This is a genomic window from Pseudomonas sp. FH1, assembly GCF_000510895.2.
GTDB lineage: Bacteria > Pseudomonadota > Gammaproteobacteria > Pseudomonadales > Pseudomonadaceae > Aquipseudomonas > Aquipseudomonas azotoformans_A.
The window spans coordinates 91,404-114,902 of record NZ_AOHM01000129.1 but is presented as its reverse complement, the minus strand read 5'-3'; the positions used below and the strand labels follow the sequence as shown (position 1 = coordinate 114,902).

Sequence of the window (23,499 nt, the reverse complement as noted above, 5' to 3'; positions counted from 1 at the left end):
TTGTTGCCTTCCTTGAATCGACCCATAGGACCCGTCATGAGCCGCATCTTTGCAGACAACGCGCACTCCATCGGTAACACGCCCCTGGTTCAGATCAACCGGATCGCACCGCGTGGTGTGACCATCCTGGCCAAGATCGAAGGGCGTAACCCAGGCTACTCGGTGAAATGCCGCATTGGCGCAAACATGATCTGGGACGCTGAAAGCACCGGTAAACTCAAGCCGGGCATGACCATTGTCGAACCCACCTCCGGCAACACCGGCATCGGCCTGGCATTCGTCGCCGCCGCCCGTGGCTATAAGTTGCTGCTGACCATGCCAGCGTCCATGAGTATCGAGCGCCGCAAGGTACTCAAGGCCCTCGGCGCCGAACTGGTGTTGACCGAGCCGGCCAAGGGCATGAAGGGCGCGATCGAAAAAGCCGGCGAAATCGTTGCCAGCGACCCGGCCACCTACTTTATGCCAGCCCAGTTCGAAAACCCGGCCAACCCGGCGATTCATGAAAAAACCACCGGTCCGGAAATCTGGAACGACACCGATGGCGCCGTGGATGTGCTGGTGGCGGGCGTGGGCACCGGCGGCACCATCACCGGTGTTTCGCGCTATATCAAGAACATTGCGGGCAAGCCGATCCTGTCGGTGGCTGTCGAGCCGATCGTGTCGCCGGTGATCACCCAGGCGCTGGCCGGTGAAGAGATCAAGCCCAGCCCGCACAAGATCCAGGGCATCGGCGCCGGTTTTGTGCCGAAGAACCTCGACCTGTCGATGGTTGACCGTGTGGAACTGGTGACCGACGACGAGTCCAAGGCCATGGCCCTGCGGCTGATGCAGGAAGAAGGGATTCTGTGTGGCATCTCCTGCGGCGCCGCGATGGCCGTGGCGGTGCGCCTGGCCGAGAAGCCGGAGATGCAGGGCAAGACCATCGTGGTGATCCTGCCGGACTCCGGTGAGCGCTACCTGTCGAGCATGCTGTTCAGCGATTTGTTTACCGAGCAAGAAAACCAGGCTTGATGTATGTCAGCGCCCATACCTTAGGCCTTCTGCATAATGGCCCAACTGTTTATCATGGCCGGCTGCTACGTCTGCTGTTGGCCAGGCGCTTATTTCCAGGAGTTGCTGCATGACCTTTTCTTTGGCCGCCAAACTGTCCGTGCTGGCGTTGTTTATCGGCAGCACGTTGTATGTGCACCTGCGCGGCAAGGCGCGTTTGCCGATGTTGCGTCAGTTCGTCAACCATTCGGCGCTGTTCGCCCCGTATAACGCCTTGATGTACCTGTTCTCGGCCGTGCCGTCCAAGCCCTACCTGGACCGCAGCAAGTTCCCCGAACTGGATGTGCTCAAGGACAACTGGGAAGTGATCCGCGAAGAGGCCATGCACCTGTTCGACGAGGGTTACATCCGCGCCGCCGAAAAGAACAACGACGCCGGTTTCGGCTCGTTCTTCAAGAAGGGCTGGAAGCGTTTCTACCTCAAGTGGTACGACAAACCCCTGCCATCGGCCGAGGCGCTGTGCCCGAAAACCGTGGCGCTGGTGAGCAGCATTCCCAATGTCAAAGGCGCGATGTTCGCGCTGTTGCCGGGCGGCAGCCACCTCAACCCGCACCGCGACCCGTTCGCCGGTTCCCTGCGCTATCACCTGGGTTTGTCCACGCCGAACTCCGACGACTGCCGCATCTTTGTCGACGGCCAGGTGTACGCCTGGCGTGACGGTGAAGACGTGATGTTCGACGAAACCTACGTGCACTGGGTCAAGAATGAAACCGAGCAGACCCGTGTAATCCTGTTCTGCGACATCGAGCGCCCCCTGAGCAACCGCGTGATGACCCGCGTCAACCGTTGGGTCAGCAAGCAACTGGGTCGCGCCACTGCACCGCAGAACCTGGATGACGAGCGCGTGGGCGGGATCAACCAGGCGTACGCTTGGAGCAAGACCTTCAGTGACAAGTTCAGCGGTGTGGTCAAGCAGTGGAAGCGCAAGCACCCGAAGGCTTACCGCATTGCGCGGCCGGTGCTGGCGGTGGTGGTGCTGGTGTTGCTGTGGAAGTGGTTGTTCGGCTGATTGATTCGATTAAATAGGAGCCCGGCAAGCCGGGCTCCTATAGCTTACGAGGCGATCAGCTGGCGAAGCACATAGTGCAAGATGCCCCCGGCCTTGAAGTATTCCACCTCATTAAGCGTGTCGATCCGGCACAACACCTCGACCTTCTCCGTACTCCCATCCTCCCGCGTAATCACCAGCGTCAGGTTCATCCGTGGCACGATCCCCACGTCGGTCAGCCCGAGAATGTCGATCTTCTCCTTCCCGGTCAGCTTGAGCGTCTTGCGGTTCTGATCCAGCTTGAACTGCAACGGCAGCACGCCCATGCCCACCAGGTTAGAGCGGTGGATCCGCTCGAAACTCTCGGCGATCACCGCCTTGACGCCCAGCAGGTTGGTGCCCTTGGCTGCCCAGTCGCGGCTGGAGCCGGTGCCGTATTCCTGGCCGGCGACCACCACCAAGGGCGTGCCCGAGGCCTGGTACTTCATCGACGCGTCATAGATCGCCATCTTCTCGCCGGTGGGGATATACAGCGTATTGCCACCTTCCTCGCCGCCGAGCATTTCATTGCGGATACGGATATTGGCAAAGGTGCCGCGCATCATCACTTCATGGTTGCCCCGGCGGGAGCCGTAGGAGTTGAAGTCGCGCGGTTCCACGCCTTGTTCGCGCAGGTAGCGACCGGCGGGGCTGTCGGTCTTGATATTGCCGGCCGGGGAGATGTGGTCGGTGGTCACCGAATCACCCAGCAACGCCAGCACGTTGGCGCCTTTGACGTCTTTGATCACCGGCAGCGGCCCGGCAATGTCGTCGAAGAACGGCGGATGCTGGATGTAGGTGGAATCCTTTTGCCAGACGTAGGTGGCGGCTTGTGGCACTTCAATGGCTTGCCACTGCTCGTCACCGGCGAACACCTCGGCGTATTCCTTGTGGAACATACCGGTGCTGACCTGGGCCACGGCATCCGCGATTTCCTTGCTGCTGGGCCAGATGTCCTTGAGGTACACCGGCTTGCCGTCTTGGTCATTCCCCAGCGGTTCACTGCTGATATCGATGCGCACGGTGCCCGCCAAGGCATACGCCACCACCAGCGGCGGCGAAGCCAGCCAGTTGGTTTTCACCAGCGGGTGCACGCGGCCTTCGAAGTTGCGGTTTCCCGACAGCACTGAAGCCACCGCAAGGTCGGCCTTCTGGATGGCTTTTTCGATCGGCTCGGGCAGCGGGCCGGAGTTGCCGATGCAGGTGGTGCAGCCGTAACCCACTAGGTCGAAGCCCAGCTTGTCCAAGTACTGGGTGAGGCCCGCCGCCTTGTAGTAGTCGGTGACCACTTTGGAGCCTGGCGCCAGGGAGGTCTTGACCCAAGGCTTGCGCGTCAGGCCCTTTTCCACGGCCTTTTTCGCCACTAGCCCGGCCGCCATCATCACGCTGGGGTTGGAGGTGTTGGTGCAGGAGGTGATCGCGGCGATCACCACCGCGCCGTTTTTCAGGCGATAGGTGTGGCCGTCGTACTCATAGTCGGTTTCGCCCACCAGGTCGGCATTGCCCACGGCAACCCCGCCACCGCCTTCGCTTTCCAGGCGGCCCTCTTCTTTGTTGGTGGGTTTGAATTGCAGGTCGAGAAAGTCGCTGAAGGCTTGGCCGACATTCGGCAGCGCCACGCGGTCCTGCGGGCGTTTCGGCCCGGCCAGGCTGGCTTCCACGCTGCCCATGTCCAGGGCCAGGCTGTCGGTGAACACCGGCTCCTGGCCGGCGATGCGCCACAGGCCCTGGGCCTTGGTGTAGGCCTCGACCAGCTTCACGGTTTCTGCCGGACGGCCGGAGAGACGCAGGTAATCCAGCGTCACCTCATCCACCGGGAAAAAGCCGCAGGTGGCGCCGTATTCCGGGGCCATGTTGGCGATGGTGGCACGGTCGGCCAACGGCAGATCAGCCAGGCCGTCGCCGTAGAATTCGACGAATTTACCCACCACGCCTTTCTTGCGCAGCATCTGGGTCACGGTCAGCACCAAGTCAGTGGCGGTGATGCCTTCCTTCAATTTGCCGGTGAGCTTGAAGCCGATCACTTCCGGGATCAGCATCGACACCGGCTGGCCGAGCATCGCCGCTTCCGCTTCGATCCCGCCCACGCCCCAGCCGAGTACGCCGAGGCCGTTGATCATGGTGGTGTGGGAATCGGTGCCCACTAATGTGTCCGGGAAGGCGTAGGTGCGGCCGTCTTCGTCCTTGGTCCACACGGTGCGGCCGAGGTATTCGAGGTTGACCTGGTGGCAGATGCCGGTGCCCGGTGGCACCACGCTGAAGTTGTCAAAGGCGCTCTGGCCCCAGCGCAGGAAGGCGTAGCGTTCGCCGTTGCGCTGCATTTCGATATCGACGTTCTGCTCGAAGGCGTCGGCGTTGCCGAACTTGTCGACCATCACCGAGTGGTCAATTACCAAGTCCACGGGGGACAGTGGGTTGATGCGCTGCGGGTCGCCCCCGGCCTTGGCCACGGCGGCGCGCATGGCGGCCAGGTCGACCACGGCGGGGACGCCGGTAAAGTCTTGCATCAACACTCGGGCGGGGCGGTACTGGATCTCACGGTCGGACTGGCGTTCCTTGAGCCAGGCGGCAATGGCCTTGAGGTCGGCGCCGGTGACGGTCTTGTTGTCTTCCCAGCGAAGCAGGTTTTCCAGCAGCACCTTCAGCGACATCGGCAGCTTGTCCAGGTCACCCAGGCTCTTGGCGGCTTCGGGCAGGCTGAAGTAGTGGTAGGTTTTGCTGTCTATTTCAAGGGTCTTAAGGGTTCTCAGGCTATCAAGCGATGACATGACACGACTCCTTATGGTCCGCACGGCTACGGACCTGACGGGACGAACAGAGCTATCAACTTAGCCCTGTTTTCATTAGCAGGCTAATAACTGGACTCTATCGTTAAGTCCAAGGTTCCGAACTCCGTTATCATGCGCGGGTTTTCATGACAGGCATCGCGACAGCGCAACGTCAGTTGATTCACTTGGAGAGTTGATGAACACCCTTTTTATGCACTGCCGCCCGGGTTTTGAAGGCGAAGTCTGTTCCGAGATCGCGGACCTCGCCGCGCGCCTGAACGTTTCCGGCTACGCCAAGGCCAAGACCGGCAGCGCCTGCGCCGAATTTGTCTGCACCGAGGAAGACGGCGCCCAGCGCCTGATGCACGGCCAGCGCTTTGCCGAGCTGATCTTTCCACGGCAGTGGGCGCGCGGGGTGTTCATCGACCTGCCGGAAACCGACCGCATCAGCGTGATCCTCGCTCACCTGCGCGAGTTCCCGGTGTGCGGCAGCCTGTGGCTGGAAATGGTCGACACCAACGACGGCAAGGAACTGTCCAATTTCTGCAAGAAATTCGAAGTGCACCTGCGCAAAGCCCTGCTGAACGCCGGCAAGCTGGTGGACGACCCGAGCAAGCCGCGCCTGCTGCTGACCTTCAAGAGTGGCCGCGAAGTGTTCATGGGCCTGGCCGAGTCGAACAACTCGGCGATGTGGCCGATGGGTATCCCGCGCCTCAAGTTCCCCCGCGAAGCACCCAGCCGTTCGACCCTCAAGCTGGAAGAGGCCTGGCACCACTTCATTCCCCGCGACCAGTGGGACGAGCGCCTGCACGGCGACATGACCGGCGTGGACCTCGGTGCAGCGCCCGGCGGCTGGACCTGGCAACTGGTCAACCGCGGCATGCTGGTGACTGCCATCGACAACGGCCCGATGGCCGAAAGCCTGATGGACACTGGCCTGGTGCAGCACTTGATGGCCGACGGTTTCACCTTCGTGCCCAAGCAGCCGGTGGACTGGATGGTCTGCGACATCGTCGAAAAGCCGGCGCGTAACGCCGCGCTGCTGGAAACCTGGATCGGCGAAGGGCATTGCCGCGAGGCGGTGGTGAACCTGAAGCTGCCGATGAAGCAGCGCTACGCCGAAGTGAAGCGCCTGCTGGAACGCATCGAAGACGGTTTCAAGGCGCGCGGCATCCGCGTGGAGATCGGCTGCAAGCAGCTGTATCACGACCGTGAGGAAGTGACCTGCCATTTGCGTCGGTTGGTGGATGTGAAGAAAACCAAGGCCCGGTAGACTGGTGGCCAGTTTCAGGAGTAGATCATGAGCGATATTTTCGACAGCGCCGTCGACGGCACCCTAGATGCAACAGGCTTGAATTGCCCGGAACCCGTGATGATGCTGCACCAGCACATCCGCGACCTGCCGCCCGGCGGCTTGCTCAAGGTGATCGCGACCGACCCGTCCACGCGCCGCGATATCCCCAAGTTCTGCGTGTTCCTTGACCACGAATTGGTGGGTCAGCAGGAGCAGGCCGGTACGTACCTGTACTGGATCCGCAAGAAGTCCGCTTAAACCCGCGCCTTGTCGGCGCGGATACGCCGGCGTGCACTGCGCGCCAGGCGCACCAGCAACATCCCCGCCGCACAGCTCAGGCCCACGATCAGCCCTTGCCACAAGCCGCTTGGGCCGCTCGGCTCGCCCAGCCAATTCGTCAGGCCCAGGGCGTAACCCACCGGCAGGCCAACGCCCCAGTATGCGAACAGCGTCAGCACCATGGTCACTCGGGTGTCCTGGTAGCCACGCAGTGCGCCAGCTGCCGTCACCTGGATCGAGTCGCTGAACTGGAACAGCGCTGCAAACACGATCAACGTCGACGCCAGGTGAATGACCACCGGGTCCGGGGTGTAGATCGCCGCAATCTGCTCGCGAAATAGCAGCATCAGGCTGCAGGACAGGCAGGCGTAGGCCAGCGCCGTGCCCATGCCGACACCGGCGGCAAAGCGGGCGTCACGCGGTTCCCCACGCCCCAGCGCCTGGCCCACGCGCACGGTGACGGCCATGCTCAAGGAGTACGGGATCATGAACACCATGGAACTGATGTTCAGCGCGATCTGATGACCGGACACCACGGTGGCGCCCAAGCCACCGAGCAGCAGGGCGATCACTGCAAAAATGCTCGACTCGGCAAAGATCGCCACGCCAATCGGCAAGCCAATGCCCAGCACGCGCTTGATCACTGCCCATTGCGGCCAATCGAAGCGCTTGAACAACTCGCTGCTCTGGTAGGCCGGCCCCCAGCGGGTCCAGCCGGCCAGGCCGAGCATCATCGCCCACATCGAAATGGCCGTGGCCCAGCCGCAGCCTACGCCGCCCATGGCCGGCAGGCCGAGGTGACCATAGATGAAGATGTAGTTCAGTGGAATGTTCAGCGCTAGGCCGAAGAGGCCCATGACCATGCTCGGCAGCGTGCGGCCCAGGCCGTCACTGAAGCAGCGCAGCACGTAATAGAACGCAATGGCCGGCATACCGGCGGCGATGCCATGCAAGTAACCCATGGTGGGCGCGATCAGGTCCGGCTCCACCTTCATTGCATGCAGGATCGGTTCGGCGCAGAGCAGCAGCAGTGAGCCGATGATGCCGACCATCAAGGCCAGCCACAGTGATTGACGCACCAACGGCCCGATCTCGCGGTACTGGCCCGCGCCGTAGCGTTGCGCGACTTTCGGCGTGGTGGCCAGCAGCGTACCGCTCATCAGCAGGTAGACCGGGATCCAGATCGAGTTGCCCAGGCCCACCGCCGCCAGGTCCTGTGGGCTGACGCGGCCGGCCATCACCGCATCGACAAAACTCATCGCGGTGGTGGCCAGTTGGCCGACCATGATCGGCAGGGCGAGCGTCAGCAGGCCGCCGACTTCCCGGCTGATGCGGGCGGGGCGGCTGAGGGTGGCAGTTGCAGTGTTCACGTACAGGTGTCCAATAAAGGGAAGCGCAAGGACGGCGGATTCTACGCTTTGACGCACTGGTCAGGAAAAAACCTGTGTTAGGGATTTGTAAGCGCGGGCTGTGATCCCTGTACACTGCGGGTCCGCGAAAGGAGCCTGCCATGCTGATTGTTGCCGACGAAAATATTCCGCTGCTCGATGCATTCTTCCAGGGATTTGGCGAGATTCGCCGCGTGCCCGGCCGTTCCATCGACCGCGCCACGGTCGAGCAGGCCGACGTGTTGCTGGTGCGCTCGGTGACCAACGTCAACCGCGCCCTGCTGGAGGGCACGAAAGTGCGCTTCGTCGGCACCTGCACCATCGGCACCGACCACCTGGACCTCGATTACTTCAAGCAGGCCGGCATCCAATGGTCCAGCGCCCCCGGCTGCAATGCCCGTGGCGTGGTGGATTATGTGCTGGGTAGCCTGATGACTCTGGCGGAAATCGAAGGTGCCGACCTCACTCAGCGCACCTATGGCGTGGTCGGGGCCGGCGAAGTCGGCGGGCGGCTGGTCAAGGTGCTCAAGGGCCTGGGCTGGAACGTGTTGGTGTGCGATCCGCCACGGCAGATTGCCGAAGACGGCGATTACGTCAGCCTGGAGCAGGTCATCGAGCAATGCGATGTGATCAGCCTGCACACACCGCTGACCAAGTCCGGCAACGGTTCCACCTGGCACCTGTTTGATCGCCAGCGGCTCAACCAGCTCAAGCCCGGCACCTGGCTGATCAACGCCAGCCGTGGCCCGGTGGTGGACAATGCCGCCCTGCGCGAGGTGCTGCTCGCGCGCGAAGACCTGCAAGCGGTGCTGGACGTGTGGGAGGGCGAGCCTGAAGTGGACGTGGACCTGGCAGATTTGTGCGTGCTGGCTACGCCGCACATCGCCGGCTACAGCCTGGATGGCAAGCAACGCGGCACGGCGCAGATCTATCAGGCGTTCTGCGCGCACCTGGGGCAGGCGCCGGGCATTCAGTTGAGTGACTTGCTGCCGCCGCCGTGGTTGGCTGAGGTGCAGTTGAATGCGTCCACCGACCCTGCCTGGGCGCTGGCGACCCTGTGCCGCAGCGTGTACGACCCGCGCCGTGATGATGCGGATTTCCGGCGTAGTCTGGTGGGAACAGTGGAAGAACAGCGTAAGGCGTTTGACCTGCTGCGCAAGAACTACCCGGAGCGCCGCGAGATTGATGGCTTGAAGGTGCGTATCAACGGTGAATCGGCGGCGCTGTCGAACATCATCAGCGCATTGGGCGCGGTGAGCGTTTAGACCCCCATAAAAAACCCGGCCACCTGGGCCGGGTTTGAAAGAGCGTCGGCGCTTCAGCCTTGCTGGGCAGGCTTGACCAGTTTTTCGTCCAGTTCGCGGCAGGCTTGCTGGATCATTTCCTCGGTGATCGTCACTTCCTCGCCCTTGGCGTTGATATACGAGCAAGGCAACTGCTGTGGCTGACGGATCACGTTAACGTTGGCATCGCTGCTGTTCTGCAAGGTCATGGCCTGTCTCCTCATCAGGTTGTGTACCCATTCTGCTTATCACTCTAAGCCGCCCGCGTGACCAGGCTGTTACAACTCCTTTCAAAGTCACCGGTTCGAATACCCAGTCGACCAGAAACCGATACAAATTTCCAGCCAGGGGTTAGACCGATAGCCTCTAGGGTTAGGTATCGGCGGGCATAATTAACCTGACTCATTGTTATTTACCCAAGTTCCCCCAATGTTGAAGACAGGTTCCTCATTGGTGATGCCCTCCATGTTCTCAGTCCGTCAACGCCGCGCGATCCGTCTGGCCAGCCGCTTCATCGCACCCTACCGCTGGCAGGCGCTCGGCGCCCTGTTGGCGCTGATCGTCACGGCCGGCATCACTTTGTCCATGGGGCAGGGCATTCGCCTGCTGGTGGACCAGGGTTTCATGACCCAATCCCCGCACTTGCTCAACCAGTCCATCGGCCTGTTCATGATCCTGGTGCTGGGTCTGGCGGTGGGCACGTTTGCGCGGTTCTACCTGGTGTCTTGGATCGGCGAGCGCGTAGTGGCGGATATTCGTCGGCAAGTGTTCAACCACTTGATCTATCTGCATCCGGGCTTTTACGAGAACAACCGCAGTTCGGAGATCCAGTCGCGACTGACCACCGACACCACCTTGCTGCAGTCGGTAATCGGCTCATCGCTGTCGCTGTTCCTGCGTAATGCGTTGATGGTCATCGGTGGCATCGTGCTGCTGTTTGTCACCAACCCCAAGCTCACCAGCATCGTGGTGGTGGCGTTGCCGTTGGTGCTGGCCCCGATACTCATCTTCGGCCGCCGGGTGCGCACGCTGTCACGGCAAAGCCAGGACCGCATCGCCGATGTGGGCAGCTATGTGTCTGAGACGCTCGGCCAAATCAAGACCGTGCAGGCCTACAATCACCAGGTGCAGGACGAACAGCGTTTCGCCGTGACCGTGGAAGACGCCTTCACCACCGCGCGCAAGCGCATCACCCAACGCGCCTGGCTGATTACCCTGGTGATCATGCTGGTGCTCGGTGCCGTGGGCGTGATGCTGTGGGTCGGCGGCATGGACGTGATCAGCGGGCGTATTTCCGGCGGCGAGCTGGCGGCGTTCGTGTTCTACAGCCTGATCGTCGGCAGCGCGGTCGGCACCCTGAGCGAAGTGCTCGGTGAGTTGCAACGCGCCGCCGGGGCGGCCGAGCGCATTGGTGAGTTGTTGCAGTCGAGCAACGAGATCCAGGCGCCGAGCGCAGGCACCGTCCAATTGCCCGCCCGCGTCAGCGGCCGCATGGAGCTGCAAGACCTGCGTTTTTCCTATCCCTCACGGCCGGACAGCTACGCCATCGACGGCCTTGACCTGACCATCAATCCCGGCGAAACCCTCGCGTTGGTGGGCCCCTCCGGCGCGGGTAAATCGACGATTTTCGACCTGTTGTTGCGCTTCTACGACCCCCAGCAAGGCCGCATCCTGCTCGAAGGCCATCCGCTCACCGAGCTCGACCCCATGGACCTGCGCCGTCACTTCGCCCTGGTGTCCCAGAGCCCAGCGCTGTTCTTCGGCAGCGTCGAAGACAACATCCGTTACGGCAACCCAACCGCCACCCAGGAACAGGTCGAAGCCGCTGCTCGCATCGCCCATGCCCACGACTTCATCCTGCAAATGCCCGATGGCTACCAGACTCACTTGGGCGACGGCGGCATGGGCCTTTCCGGCGGCCAACGCCAACGCCTGGCCATCGCCCGCGCGTTGTTGGTGGACGCGCCGATCCTGCTGCTCGACGAAGCTACCAGCGCCCTTGATGCCCAGAGTGAACACCTGATCCAGCAAGCGCTGCCGCAATTGATGCAAGGGCGCACCACCCTGGTGATCGCCCATCGACTGGCCACGGTGAAAAACGCCGACAGGATCGCGGTGATGGACCAGGGCAAGTTAGTGGCTGTGGGTACGCATCAGCAGTTGATTGCGAGCAATGCGTTGTATGCAAGACTGGCGGCGTTGCAGTTCAGTGATGGACTTGAAGAACACGCATCACACTAACGTACAGTCCATAAAAAATGCCCGCATTTCTCAATGCGGGCATTTCTCTTGAAGCTTCAAACTTAACGCTTGAAGCTGCTCTTGTTACTGATCATCAAAATATCGCTCATGCCAATCCACCAACGGCTGTGGCGAGTTGAGCTTCTGCCCGTAGATCACCGAATAAGACAGCACGTTCTGCACATACTGGCGGGTTTCATCGAACGGGATGCTTTCCACCCACACATCGAAACTCAGGTGGTCCGCGCCACGCAGCCACTGGCGCACGCGGCCGGGGCCGGCGTTGTAGGCGGCGGAGGCGAGCACGCGGTTGCCGTTGAACTGGCTATGCACCTGGCTCAGGTACGCGGCGCCGAGCTGGATGTTCTTGTCCGGGTCCAGTACCTGGGCCGGGGAGGCCAGGGGTATGCTGAACTTGCGCGCGGTTTCCTTGGCAGTGCCGGGCATCAGTTGCATCAGGCCGCTGGCACCGACGCCGGAGCGGGCGTCGTCCATGAAGGCACTTTCCTGGCGGGTAATGGCGAACACCCAGCTGGAATGCAGGCCGCGCACCTTGGCTTCACGCACCAGGGTGTCGCGGTGGGCCATCGGGAAACGGATGTCCAGGTCATCCCAGTACTGCGCCTGGCTGATGGTGCGGATCGCCGGGAAATACCATTTCATGTCATACGCCAACTTGGCCTGGGCGACCATCTCGTCACGGTTGAAGTGACGGCTCACGTGGTACCACTCGCGACGACCATCCACTACTTGGCCACGGGCATAGAATTCCAGCGCACGGCGCACGCCCGGCGTGTTGCGCACCTTGTTGACCAGCGCCTGGCTCATCAGCAGCGGTTTGTTCTTCAACTGATACGGGGCTTTGGAGCGATCCGCCGCAAGGAAGCCGTAGAAGTCACGCTCTTGCGCCAGGTTCTTGTACAACACCAGCGCTTGTGGGTTTTTCGGCTCGGCCAGTTCCAGGCTGCGGGCCTGCCAGTAGCGCCAGCGGTTGGTGGTCGCCAGGTCTTGTGGGAGTTTGCGGGTCAACTGGTAGGCGTCTTCCCAGCGCGCCAGGCGCAACAGCAGACGCAGGCGCCATTCGGAGACGGTGTTGTCGCGCAGTTCTGGGTCGTATTTGGTCATCACCTCAAGGGCGCGCGGGTCGTAGCGCTTGGCCAACGTCAGGCCGATTTCACGGGCGATCGACACTTTTTCGTCACGGGAGAAGTGCATGCTGCTGGCGTAGCCGTCGAGCAGGGCCATGGCCTTGTCTGGATCCTGGCGGGCCAGGCGACGCAGGCCCAGGCCCACGGCGTCAGACATGGCCTCGGTGGCTGGCAGGAAACGTGACGGGTCACTGAGCATGTCGGGCTTTTGCGCCACGTCCACCATCAGGCGGCCTTGAGCGCCGAGGGTGGGCAAGGTTTTCACCAGGCTGTTGGCGAGTGCGTAGTTGCGCGCTTCGGCGGCGAGCTTGGCGCGGTCCCAGATTTTCTGTTCGGTGAGCTGGCCGTCAGCCGCCCATTGGCCGAAGGTGGCATCGCAGGCAGCCGGTTGAGACTTGCCGGTCATCCAGAGCTTTTCGGTGGTCTTGTAGCCTTCGGCTTTCAGGTTATGGGTAAGCTGGTACTGGCCATGCAGGCAGTCCAGCTCGACGAAATTGAGCTTGGCGTCGTAGTACTTTTCAAAAGTCTGCCAATCGCCGCGGTCGGCCAACCAGCGCAACCAGCGCAGTTTCATCCAGTTGGCCTGGGGCAGGTCACCGTTTTTGGCCAGGAACTGCTCGATTTCCTGGTTGCTCGCGGTTTTCAGGCGCGCCGTCAGTTCGTCGTAGGCCAGGTACGGCGTCAGCGGATAGTCGGCCAGGGCCTGGCTGTATTGCATGTACGGGCCGGTATCGCCCTTGGCCAAGGCGCGTTTGGCTTCATCGTAATATTGACGTTGGGTGGTGAGGTCCACGGCCTGGGCGGATTGAACGGCGGTGGCGGAAAGAAGCAGACAAGATAAAAAGTTGAAAAGGCGACTGCGCATGAGACGTCCGTGCAGAGAAATCACGACTAGCATCGGCACCGCCGACACTGATTGCCCCTAGCTTAGCCTTTTGCCCGACGCAGACGAAAGCTTTGCTGGGCGGTTCGTTCAAGTTCGTTGGAAATGTCCTACAGAACGTGTCGGCAGCGAAAATGCCAGCCGCATCCCACCCCTAACTCAGGTAGAATGCGCGCCCAGTTTTTGGAGAAGCGTATGACCCTGCTCAAATTCAGCGATGTGTCCCTTGCTTTCGGCGCTATGCCGTTGTTGGACAAGGTGTCCTGGCAGATCGCCCGTGGTGAGCGGGTGTGCATCATCGGCCGCAACGGCACCGGCAAATCCAGCATGATGAAGCTGGTCAAAGGCGACCAGAAGCCCGATGACGGCTCCGTATGGCGCGCGCCGGGCCTCAAGATCGGCGAATTGCCGCAAGAATTGCCGGTGGCCGACGGACGGACAGTGTTCGACGTGGTTGCCGAAGGCCTCGACGGCGTCGGCGCACTGCTCGCCGAATACCATCACCTGGCGCAGAACTGCGTCACCGAAGATGACCTGAACAAGCTGATGCACGTTCAGCAAGACCTCGAAGCCCGTGATGGCTGGCGCTTGCAGCAACTGGTCGACAGCACCTTGAGCCGCCTGCAACTGCCGGCCGACAAGACCCTCGCCGAGTTGTCCGGCGGCTGGCGTCGTCGTGTGCTGCTGGCCCAGGCCCTGGTGTCCGAGCCGGATCTGCTGCTGCTCGACGAACCGACCAACCACTTGGACATTGGCGCGATTGCCTGGCTGGAAGAAGCCCTCAAGGAATTCCAGGGCGCCGTGCTGTTCATCACGCACGACCGTTCCTTCCTGCAGAACCTGGCCACCCGCATTCTTGAACTGGACCGTGGCGGCCTGATCGACTGGAACGGCGACTACGCCAGCTTCCTGGTACACAAGGAAGCCGCGCTGGCTGCCGAAGAAACCGCCAACGCGCTGTTCGACAAAAAGCTGGCCCAGGAAGAAGTCTGGATCCGCCAGGGCATCAAGGCCCGCCGCACCCGTAACGAAGGCCGCGTACGCGCCCTGAAAGCCCTGCGTGTCGAGCGCAGCGAACGCCGCGAGCGCACCGGCAAGGCGAATATCCAGCTGGACACCGCCGACAAGTCGGGCAAGCAAGTGATGGTGCTGGAGAACGTCAGCTTCCATCACCCGGACGGCCCGTTCCTGATCAAGGACTTCTCCATGGTCCTGCAGCGCGGCGACCGTATCGGCCTGCTCGGCGCCAACGGCACCGGCAAGACCACCTTGCTCAAGCTGATGCTCAGCGGACTGCAGCCGACCAGCGGCACCGTGGAAGAAGGCACGCGCATTGACGTGGCCTACTTCGACCAGTTGCGCCACCAGCTGGACCTGGAAAAAACCGTGATCGACAACGTTGCCGAAGGCCGCGACTTTATCGATATCGACGGCCAGAGCCGCCACGTCCTCAGCTACCTGGGCGACTTCCTGTTCAGCCCGCAGCGTGCACGTACGCCGGTGAAAGCCTTGTCCGGTGGTGAGCGTGCGCGCCTGCTGCTGGCCAAGCTGTTCAGCAAGCCGGCCAACCTGCTGGTGCTCGACGAACCGACCAACGACCTCGACGTGGAAACCCTCGAGCTGTTGGAAGAAGTGCTGTTGACCTTCAATGGCACTGTGCTGATGGTCAGCCACGACCGGGCATTCCTCGACAACGTGGTCACCAGCACCCTGGTCTTCGAAGGCGAAGGCAAGGTGCGTGAATACGTCGGTGGTTACCAGGACTGGCTGCGCCAGGGCGGCTCGCCGCGCCTGCTGGGCGTGACCGAGAGCAAGTCCGGCAAGGCCGACTTGAACTCGGCGGTGGTGACCCCGGTGGCCGCTGCTGCGCCTGTCCAAGAAGCTGCGCCTTCGGCCAAAAAGAAGCTCAGCTACAAGCTGCAGCGCGAGCTGGAAGCCTTGCCAGGTGATATCGACGCCAAGGAACAGCAGATTGCCGCTGTAGAAGCGGACATGGCTGACGCGGGTTTCTACCTGCGTCCGGCGGCAGAAACCGCCAAGGTCATCGCTTCCCTGGAGAAACTGAACCAGGAGTTGGAAGTGCTGGTTGAGCGCTGGGCCGAGTTGGATGCCTGATTGACCCGCCAGCCATAAAAAAGCCCGGCCTCACTGATGTGAGTGCCGGGCTTTTCGTATCGGTTTACTTGGCGTCTTTGACCAGCTTCACCGCCAGCACATCGCACGGCGCACCGTGTAGCACATCATTGGCGGTGGAACCGAGCAGCAACGCCAGCCCGTGACGGCCATGGCTGCCGACCACGATCAGGTCGCAACCCTTTTCCTTGGCCAGATGGTGGATTTCCTGGCGCGGTTGGCCGTAGGTGAGGTGGCAGTCTTCCTTTTTCAAGTGCGGGTATTTGAGAATCAAGCGGTCAAGGCGCTCTTTGGCCTGGTCAAACTGCTGTTGCTGCAACTGGGAAAGGTCCATCGGCACGTCACCGCCAAAGGCCATGGCCATGGGCTCGACGATATGCACCAGCGACAGTATGGCGCCATTGGCCAATGCAGACTCCTGCGCGCGCTTGATCACTGGATCGCACTCTTCGGTCAGATCAACAGCGACCAGAATATGTTGGTAGGGCATGAGGCGTTCCTCCAAGGGACTGCAATAAGTTCAGTATGGCTGCTTTCAAGCGGATGGGGTTGCGTCAGGTCAAATCCGCTCATCTAGAAATTCGGGAGTACACATATGACGGTCTGGATAGTGGTGTCAATCCTTGTGGTGGTTCTGAGCCCTCTGGCATGGCTGCGCCCGTCGCGCCATCAGAGCGGGCGCATGGCCCTGCGCATGGAGGCACGCCGCATCGGCCTGGCCATGCAGTTGTCGCCCCAGGAGTGGCCGCATTGGCTCAAGCAAGAGCCGCCGAGCCCGTGCGCGCAGTATTGCCGGCCACGGCGCGGCAGCACGCCGGCGATCTGGAGTTACTGGCAGCTGGAGCCTGGGGTCTGGGTCAATCAGTGGCGCGAAGTGTGTGTCGATGAAAAGTTGTTGCCGCATTTTGCGACGCTGCCGGACAACGTCTACAAGGTCGAAGCCGACAAGCAGATGATCGCCTTGTATTGGGGCGAGAAGGGCGAGGCGAGCGTGTTGAAGGCTATTGATGCACTGCTCAAGGCCCTGGCCTGAATCGCACGCAATAAAAAGCCCGACATCATCATCGGGCTGGAGTTGGCCAGGCAGGCCGGTAATTCTGGTGTTTCGCGCGTCGGATGTTCATCCAGACGCTTTACGGTTGCGGCTAGCCTAGCCGCATATTCCGGTCTGTACAGTCTTTTCCCGCATCTTTTGCATTATTGATTTTGTGAATAGTTGAATATTGACGAGTCGCGGGCTTAGGGTTGGGGTTCTGAAATGACTGGAAAGTCGCGTTTTTCCTAGCCTTTCGAGCGATTGACAATTGCCCGGAATTGGATGAAGGTGGCGTACCCAAATCAAACGGGCGTATGAATTGAGCGTTTGTCTGTCAGACGACTCATACAGAATCCCGACTATCGCATTGGCGGGTGTGCCTGGCGGATTGGCATGAGCATTGACGCAACTGTCAGTGTCCAACCAGAGGCCAGCGTCCAGTGTGTACTGTTCAGCTTCCATATCGTGGAGATCAGTTGATGATTTACGAAGGTAAAGCCATCACGGTTAAGGCTCTTGAAAGTGGCATCGTCGAACTGAAGTTCGACCTCAAGGGTGAGTCCGTCAACAAGTTCAACCGTCTAACCCTGAATGAATTGCGTCAGGCCGTGGACACCATCAAAGCAGATGCTTCGGTCAAGGGCGTGATCGTTTCCAGCGGCAAGGACGTGTTTATCGTCGGCGCTGACATCACCGAATTCGTCGACAACTTCAAGCTGCCCGATGCCGAGCTGGTGGCTGGCAACCTCGAAGCCAACAAGATTTTCAGCGATTTTGAAGACCTCAACGTACCGACCGTCGCCGCTATCAACGGCATCGCGTTGGGCGGCGGCCTGGAAATGTGCCTGGCGGCTGACTTTCGCGTCATGTCGGCCACGGCCAAGATCGGCCTGCCTGAAGTCAAACTGGGCATCTACCCAGGTTTCGGCGGCACCGTACGCCTGCCGCGCCTGATCGGTGCCGACAACGCCATCGAGTGGATTGCCGCTGGCAAGGAAAACCGTGCTGAAGACGCGCTGAAAGTCGGTGCTGTCGACGCTGTGGTTGCCCCGGACAAACTGGCCGAAGCCGCACTGAACCTGATCAAGGGCGCCATCAGCGGCGAATTTGACTACAAGGCCAAGCGTCAGCCGAAGCTGGAAAAACTCAAGCTCAACGCCATCGAACAAATGATGTCGTTCGAAACCGCCAAAGGTTTCGTGGCTGGCCAGGCCGGCCCGAACTACCCGGCACCGGTTGAAGCGATCAAGACCATCCAGAAAGCCGCGAACTTCGGTCGCGACAAAGCCCTGGAAGTGGAAGCGGCTGGCTTCGTCAAACTGGCGAAAACCTCCGCAGCCCAGAGCCTGATCGGCCTGTTCCTGAACGATCAGGAACTGAAGAAAAAGGCCAAGGCCTACGACGAAATCGCCAAGGACGTGAAACAGGCAGCCGTACTCGGCGCCGGTATCATGGGCGGCGGTATCGCCTATCAGTCGGCGTCCAAAGGCACGCCGATCCTGATGAAAGACATCAACGAGCACGGCATCGAGCAAGGCCTGGCAGAAGCCGCCAAGCTGCTGGTCGGCCGCGTGGATAAAGGTCGCATGACCGCCGCGAAAATGGCTGAAGTGCTTAACGGCATTCGTCCTACGCTGTCCTACGGCGATTTCGGCCACGTCGACCTGGTGGTCGAAGCGGTTGTCGAGAACCCGAAGGTCAAGCAAGCCGTACTGGCTGAAGTGGAAGCCCAGGTCAAAGACGACACCATCCTGGCGTCCAACACCTCGACCATTTCCATCTCGCTGCTGGCCAAGGCCCTCAAGCGTCCGGAAAACTTCGTCGGCATGCACTTCTTCAACCCGGTGCACATGATGCCGCTGGTGGAAGTGATCCGTGGCGAGAAGTCCAGCGAGCTGGCGGTTGCCACCACCGTTGCTTACGCCAAGAAAATGGGCAAGAACCCGATCGTGGTCAACGACTGCCCGGGCTTCCTGGTCAACCGCGTGTTGTTCCCGTACTTCGGTGGTTTCGCCAAGTTGGTCAGCGCCGGCGTGGACTTCGTGCGCATCGACAAAATCATGGAAAAATTCGGCTGGCCAATGGGCCCGGCGTACCTGATGGACGTGGTCGGCATCGACACCGGCCACCACGGTCGCGACGTCATGGCTGAAGGCTTCCCGGACCGCATGAAAGACGACCGCCGTTCGGCGATCGACGCGCTGTACGAGGCCAAGCGCCTGGGCCAGAAGAACGGCAAGGGTTTCTACGCCTACGAGGCCGACAAGAAGGGCAAGCAGAAGAAAGTGGCCGACCCGTCGGTGCATGAAGTGCTGGCTCCGGTCATCTACGAACAGCGTGAGGTGTCGGACGAAGACATCATCAACTGGATGATGATCGCCCTGTGCCTGGAAACCGTGCGTTGCCTGGAAGACGGCATCGTCGAGACCGCCGCCGAAGCCGATATGGGCCTGGTGTACGGTATTGGTTTCCCTCCATTCCGTGGTGGTGCGCTGCGTTACATCGACTCGATCGGTGTGGCCGAGTTCGTTGCCCTGGCTGATCAATACGCTGATTTGGGCCCGCTGTACCACCCGACCGCGAAGCTGCGTGAAATGGCCAAGAACGGCCAGCGCTTCTTCGGTTAAGTGCCCAGACGACTAGAGCGAGAATATTTATGAGCTTGAATCCAAGAGACGTCGTGATCGTCGACTTCGGTCGTACGCCGATGGGCCGCTCCAAGGGCGGCATGCACCGCAACACCCGTGCCGAAGATATGTCGGCACACCTGATCAGCAAACTGCTGGAACGCAACGTCAAGGTCGACCCGAACGAAGTCGAAGACGTGATCTGGGGCTGCGTCAACCAGACCCTGGAGCAGGGCTGGAACATTGCGCGCATGGCGTCGCTGATGACCCAGATCCCGCACACCGCCGCCGGCCAGACTGTGAGCCGCCTGTGCGGTTCGTCGATGAGCGCGCTGCACACGGCCGCCCAGGCGATCATGACCGGCAACGGTGATGTGTTCGTGGTCGGTGGTGTGGAGCATATGGGCCACGTCAGCATGATGCACGGCGTCGATCCTAACCCGCACATGTCGCTGTACGCGGCGAAAGCCTCGGGCATGATGGGCCTGACTGCGGAAATGCTTGGCAAAATGCACGGTATTACCCGCGAAGCCCAGGACGCGTTCGGCCTGCGTTCCCACCAGCTCGCCCACAAGGCGACCGTGGAAGGCAAGTTCAAGGATGAAATCATCCCGATGAACGGTTATGACGAGAACGGTTTCCTGAAACTGTTCGACTACGACGAAACCATTCGTCCGGACACCACCCTGGAAAGCCTGGCGGCGCTCAAGCCGGCGTTCAATCCAAAGGGCGGCACCGTGACTGCCGGTACTTCGTCGCAAATCACCGACGGTGCTTCGTGCATGATCGTGATGTCGGCGCAACGTGCCCAGGACCTGGGCATCCAACCGCTGGCCGTGATTCGTTCGATGGCCGTGGCAGGTGTGGACCCGGCAATCATGGGCTATGGTCCTGTACCGGCCACACAAAAAGCCTTGAAGCGCGCGGGCCTGACCATCAACGACATCGACTTCTTCGAGCTCAACGAAGCTTTCGCCGCACAGGCCCTGCCCGTGCTGAAAGATTTGAAAGTACTCGACAAGATGAATGAGAAGGTTAACCTGCACGGCGGCGCGATTGCCCTGGGCCACCCATTCGGTTGCTCCGGTGCGCGTATCTCCGGCACTTTGCTTAACGTGATGAAGCAAAATGGCGGCAACCTTGGGGTTGCAACCATGTGCATTGGTCTCGGCCAAGGCATTTCCACCGTCTTCGAACGCGTCTAAGCGTTGGGTTGACGGAAGCCGGGGCCCAGTGCCCCGGTTTTTGTTTTTGGGTGGTTTTGTATTTTTTTTTTAACAAATTTTGTAAGAGGGCCAGAGCATGAAAGTCGAACCAGGGCTCTACCAGCATTATAAAGGTCCGCAGTACCGTGTTTTCAGTGTGGCGCGCCACTCCGAGACCGAAGAAGAAGTGGTGTTCTACCAAGCACTGTATGGCGATTACGGCTTTTGGGTGCGCCCGTTGAGCATGTTTGTGGAGACCGTCGAAGTTGACGGCGAGCAGGTCCCGCGCTTTGCTTTGGTCCAGGCCGAACCCAGTCTTTTTTCAGGGCAATAACGGCAGGTCGCGCAGAATGCTGCGCTTGACCTCACCTTGTTGCCACTATATATAGCGTTGCCGCGACAGGCGCCAACTGCCTTTCACTTCTCGAATTCAGGAATTTTCCGATCCATGGGCAAATCGCTGGTCATTGTGGAATCCCCGGCTAAGGCCAAGACCATCAACAAGTACTTGGGCAACGAGTACGTGGTGAAGTCGAGTATCGGCCATATCCGAGACCTGCCCACCAGCGGTTCGGCTAGCGCCAGCAAGGAGCCAGCCGCCAAGCGCGGCAAGGCGGCTGCGGGCGAAGGTCCGGTGCTCACCCCTAAAGAGAAAGCGCGCAAGCAGCTGGTCTCGCGCATGGGTGTGGACCCGGATCATGGCTGGAAGGCCAAGTACGAAATCCTTCCAGGCAAGGAAAAGGTCATCGAAGAGCTGCGCCGGCTCGCCAAGGATGCTGACACCATCTATCTCGCGACGGACTTGGACCGCGAAGGGGAAGCCATTGCCTGGCACCTGCGGGAAGCCATCGGCGGTGATGACAGCCGCTACAAGCGCGTGGTGTTCAACGAAATCACCAAGAAAGCCATCCAGGAAGCCTTCTCCAAGCCGGGCGAACTGGATATCGATCGTGTCAACGCCCAGCAGGCCCGTCGTTTCCTCGACCGCGTCGTGGGCTACATGGTCTCGCCACTGCTGTGGGCCAAGATCGCCCGTGGCCTGTCGGCCGGCCGTGTGCAATCGGTTGCGGTAAAGCTGGTGGTGGAGCGTGAGCGCGAAATCCGCGCGTTCATCCCCGAAGAATACTGGGAAGTCCACGCCGACTTGGGCACCGCCAAGGGTGCCAACGTACGTTTTGAAGTGGCCCGCGAGAAAGGCGAGGCGTTCAAGCCGCTGAACGAAGCCCAGGCGATGGCCGCGCTGGAGAAGCTCAAGTCTTCCAGCTACAGCATCGTCAAGCGTGAAGACAAACCGACCAGCAGCAAGCCGTCGGCACCGTTTATCACTTCCACCCTGCAACAGGCCGCGAGCAACCGCCTGGGCTTTGGGGTGAAGAAAACCATGATGATGGCCCAGCGCTTGTACGAAGCCGGCTACATCACGTATATGCGTACCGACTCCACCAACCTGTCGCAAGATGCGGTGGCGATGGCGCGTACTTACATTGAAGAAGAGTTCGGCAAGAAGTACCTGCCGGAGAAGCCGAACGTCTACAGCAGCAAGGAAGGTGCACAAGAGGCTCACGAAGCGATCCGTCCTTCCGACGCCAACACCACGCCTGCCAAGCTGAGCGGCATGGAGCGCGACGCTGAGCGCCTCTACGAGCTGATCTGGCGCCAGTTCCTGGCCTGCCAGATGCTGCCAGCGCAATACCTGTCCACCACCGTGACGGTGGCGGCTTCGGACTTCGAGCTGCGTGCCAAGGGCCGTATCCTCAAGTTCGACGGCTATACCCGTGTGATGCCGCAAATCGCCAAGCCTGGCGATGACGACGTGCTGCCGGACATGGCCCAGGGCGATACGTTGAAGCTGATCAAGCTCGATCCGTCGCAGCACTTCACCAAGCCGCCGGCGCGTTATTCGGAAGCCAGCCTGGTAAAAGAGATGGAAAAACGCGGCATCGGTCGTCCTTCGACCTACGCGGCGATCATCTCGACCATTCAGGACCGTGGCTACGTTGCGCTGCACAACCGTCGCTTCTACTCGGAAAAGATGGGCGACATCGTGACCGAGCGCCTGTCCGAGAGCTTCTCCAACCTGATGGACTACGGCTTTACCGCCGGTATGGAAGAGAACCTCGATGACGTGGCCCAGGGCGAACGCGACTGGAAAAACGTGCTGGACGAGTTCTACGGCGACTTCAAGAAGAAACTCGAAGTAGCCGAAAGCCCTGAAAACGGCATGCGCGCCAACCAGCCGGTGATGACCGACATCCCGTGCCAGACCTGCGGTCGGCCGATGCAGATTCGTACGGCGTCCACCGGTGTGTTCCTCGGCTGCTCGGGCTACAGCCTGCCGCCGAAAGAGCGCTGCAAGGCCACCGTCAACCTGGTGCCGGGTGATGAAATCGCCGCCGATGACGAGGGTGAATCCGAGTCGCTGGTCCTGCGTGGCAAGCACCGTTGCCCGATCTGCAGCACGGCGATGGACGCCTACTTGCTGGACGAGAAGCACAAGCTGCACATCTGCGGTAACAACCCGGATTGCAACGGCTACGAGATTGAAGAGGGCACCTATCGCATCAAGGGCTACGAAGGTCCGAGCCTGGAATGCGACAAGTGCGGCAGCGAGATGCAGCTCAAGACCGGCCGTTTCGGCAAGTTCTTCGGTTGCACCAACCCTACCTGCAAGAACACCCGCAAACTGCTGAAAAGCGGTGACGCGGCGCCGCCGAAGATGGACCCGGTGAAGATGCCGGAACTCAAGTGCGAGAAGGTCAACGACACCTACATCCTGCGGGATGGCGCTTCGGGGTTGTTCCTGGCGGCCAGCCAGTTCCCGAAAAACCGCGAGACCCGCGCGCCGCTGGTGCTGGAGATCGTGCCGCACAAGGATGAGATCGATCCGAAGTACCACTTCCTGTGTGAAGCGCCGAAGAAGGACCCGGATGGTCGTCCAGCCGTGATCCGTTACAGCCGCAAAACCAAGGAGCAATACGTGCAGACCGAAGTGGACGGTAAGCCTACCGGCTGGAAAGCGTTCTACGACGGCGGCAAGTGGAGGGTCGAGGATAAGCGCCAGGGCGCTTGATCGACTAATCTGCCAATGACAAAGGCCGCCTGCACAGGCGGCCTTTTTTTGCCCTTGCAGTGCGCTC

General features: G+C 60.8%; 17 protein-coding genes. 12 read left to right on the top strand and 5 right to left on the bottom strand.

The window, feature by feature from the left end:
- Positions 1-36: 36 nt before the first annotated feature.
- Both cysK and H096_RS28220 read left to right on the top strand, forming a co-directional pair.
- Positions 37-1,011: a cysteine synthase A gene (gene cysK, locus H096_RS28225; protein ID WP_010212098.1), complete on the top strand. Its 975-nt coding sequence runs from the start codon at positions 37-39 to the stop codon at positions 1,009-1,011.
- Positions 1,012-1,120: 109 nt separating this feature from the next.
- Complete coding sequence (locus H096_RS28220; RefSeq protein ID WP_033902591.1) at positions 1,121-2,059, top strand: aspartyl/asparaginyl beta-hydroxylase domain-containing protein; 939 nt, start codon at positions 1,121-1,123, stop codon at positions 2,057-2,059.
- A gap of 44 nt (positions 2,060-2,103) precedes the next feature.
- Here H096_RS28220 and acnA read toward each other — a convergent pair whose 3' ends face one another.
- The gene (gene acnA, locus H096_RS28215; protein ID WP_033902590.1) at positions 2,104-4,845 is read right to left on the bottom strand and encodes an aconitate hydratase AcnA; all 2,742 of its coding nucleotides are present in this window, start codon (positions 4,843-4,845) and stop codon (positions 2,104-2,106) included.
- Positions 4,846-5,041: 196 nt separating this feature from the next.
- Between acnA and rlmM the strand changes: the two genes are divergently transcribed.
- Together rlmM and tusA are read left to right on the top strand one after the other, a co-directional pair.
- Positions 5,042-6,118 carry a 23S rRNA (cytidine(2498)-2'-O)-methyltransferase RlmM gene (gene rlmM, locus H096_RS28210; protein ID WP_016975248.1) on the top strand — a complete coding sequence of 359 codons (1,077 nt, stop codon included), beginning with the start codon at positions 5,042-5,044 and terminating at the stop codon, positions 6,116-6,118.
- Positions 6,119-6,145: 27 nt separating this feature from the next.
- A complete protein-coding gene (gene tusA / locus H096_RS28205; protein WP_033902589.1) occupies positions 6,146-6,397 on the top strand; it encodes a sulfurtransferase TusA in 252 nt (83 codons plus the stop codon).
- Here tusA and H096_RS28200 read toward each other — a convergent pair.
- Entirely contained in the window at positions 6,394-7,788 is a 1,395-nt protein-coding gene (locus H096_RS28200) for an MATE family efflux transporter (protein ID WP_033902588.1), read from the bottom strand. The genes tusA and H096_RS28200 overlap by 4 nt on opposite strands.
- A 140-nt stretch (positions 7,789-7,928) precedes the next feature.
- Between H096_RS28200 and pdxB the strand changes: the two genes are divergently transcribed.
- On the top strand, positions 7,929-9,071 hold the full coding sequence (pdxB, locus tag H096_RS28195; protein ID WP_033902587.1) for a 4-phosphoerythronate dehydrogenase PdxB: 1,143 nt from the start codon (positions 7,929-7,931) through the stop codon (positions 9,069-9,071).
- A gap of 53 nt (positions 9,072-9,124) precedes the next feature.
- Here pdxB and H096_RS34290 read toward each other — a convergent pair whose 3' ends face one another.
- Positions 9,125-9,298 (bottom strand): PA1571 family protein, encoded by a 174-nt coding sequence (locus tag H096_RS34290; protein WP_033902586.1) that lies wholly within the window; start codon positions 9,296-9,298, stop codon positions 9,125-9,127.
- A gap of 247 nt (positions 9,299-9,545) precedes the next feature.
- Between H096_RS34290 and H096_RS28185 the strand changes: the two genes are divergently transcribed.
- Complete coding sequence (locus tag H096_RS28185) at positions 9,546-11,330, top strand: ABC transporter transmembrane domain-containing protein (protein WP_162240133.1); 1,785 nt, start codon at positions 9,546-9,548, stop codon at positions 11,328-11,330.
- 84 nt (positions 11,331-11,414) lie between these two features.
- Here H096_RS28185 and H096_RS28180 read toward each other — a convergent pair whose 3' ends face one another.
- The gene (locus H096_RS28180; protein ID WP_033902584.1) at positions 11,415-13,343 is read right to left on the bottom strand and encodes a transglycosylase SLT domain-containing protein; all 1,929 of its coding nucleotides are present in this window, start codon (positions 13,341-13,343) and stop codon (positions 11,415-11,417) included.
- A 213-nt stretch (positions 13,344-13,556) separates the two neighbouring features.
- On the opposite strand from H096_RS28180, the gene H096_RS28175 reads away from it, so the two are divergent.
- Entirely contained in the window at positions 13,557-15,476 is a 1,920-nt protein-coding gene (locus H096_RS28175) for an ATP-binding cassette domain-containing protein (protein ID WP_033902583.1), read from the top strand.
- Between the two features lie 64 nt (positions 15,477-15,540).
- Here the strand turns inward: H096_RS28175 and H096_RS28170 are convergent, their stop codons facing one another.
- Positions 15,541-15,984, bottom strand: a complete 444-nt coding sequence (locus tag H096_RS28170; RefSeq protein WP_033902582.1) for a universal stress protein — start codon at positions 15,982-15,984, stop codon at positions 15,541-15,543.
- Positions 15,985-16,089: 105 nt separating this feature from the next.
- Between H096_RS28170 and H096_RS28165 the strand changes: the two genes are divergently transcribed.
- The 5 genes from H096_RS28165 to topA all read left to right on the top strand — a co-directional run bounded on the left by H096_RS28165 (position 16,090) and on the right by topA (position 23,432).
- The gene (locus H096_RS28165; protein WP_033902581.1) at positions 16,090-16,527 is read left to right on the top strand and encodes a hypothetical protein; all 438 of its coding nucleotides are present in this window, start codon (positions 16,090-16,092) and stop codon (positions 16,525-16,527) included.
- Between the two features lie 482 nt (positions 16,528-17,009).
- Positions 17,010-19,157 carry a fatty acid oxidation complex subunit alpha FadB gene (gene fadB / locus H096_RS28160; RefSeq protein WP_033902580.1) on the top strand — a complete coding sequence of 716 codons (2,148 nt, stop codon included), beginning with the start codon at positions 17,010-17,012 and terminating at the stop codon, positions 19,155-19,157.
- 29 nt (positions 19,158-19,186) lie between these two features.
- Positions 19,187-20,362 carry an acetyl-CoA C-acyltransferase FadA gene (gene fadA, locus H096_RS28155; protein ID WP_016975260.1) on the top strand — a complete coding sequence of 392 codons (1,176 nt, stop codon included), beginning with the start codon at positions 19,187-19,189 and terminating at the stop codon, positions 20,360-20,362.
- Positions 20,363-20,459: 97 nt separating this feature from the next.
- Entirely contained in the window at positions 20,460-20,696 is a 237-nt protein-coding gene (locus tag H096_RS28150) for a DUF1653 domain-containing protein (RefSeq protein ID WP_028619417.1), read from the top strand.
- Between the two features lie 114 nt (positions 20,697-20,810).
- Positions 20,811-23,432 (top strand): type I DNA topoisomerase, encoded by a 2,622-nt coding sequence (gene topA / locus H096_RS28145; protein WP_033902579.1) that lies wholly within the window; start codon positions 20,811-20,813, stop codon positions 23,430-23,432.
- Positions 23,433-23,499: the final 67 nt, after the last annotated feature.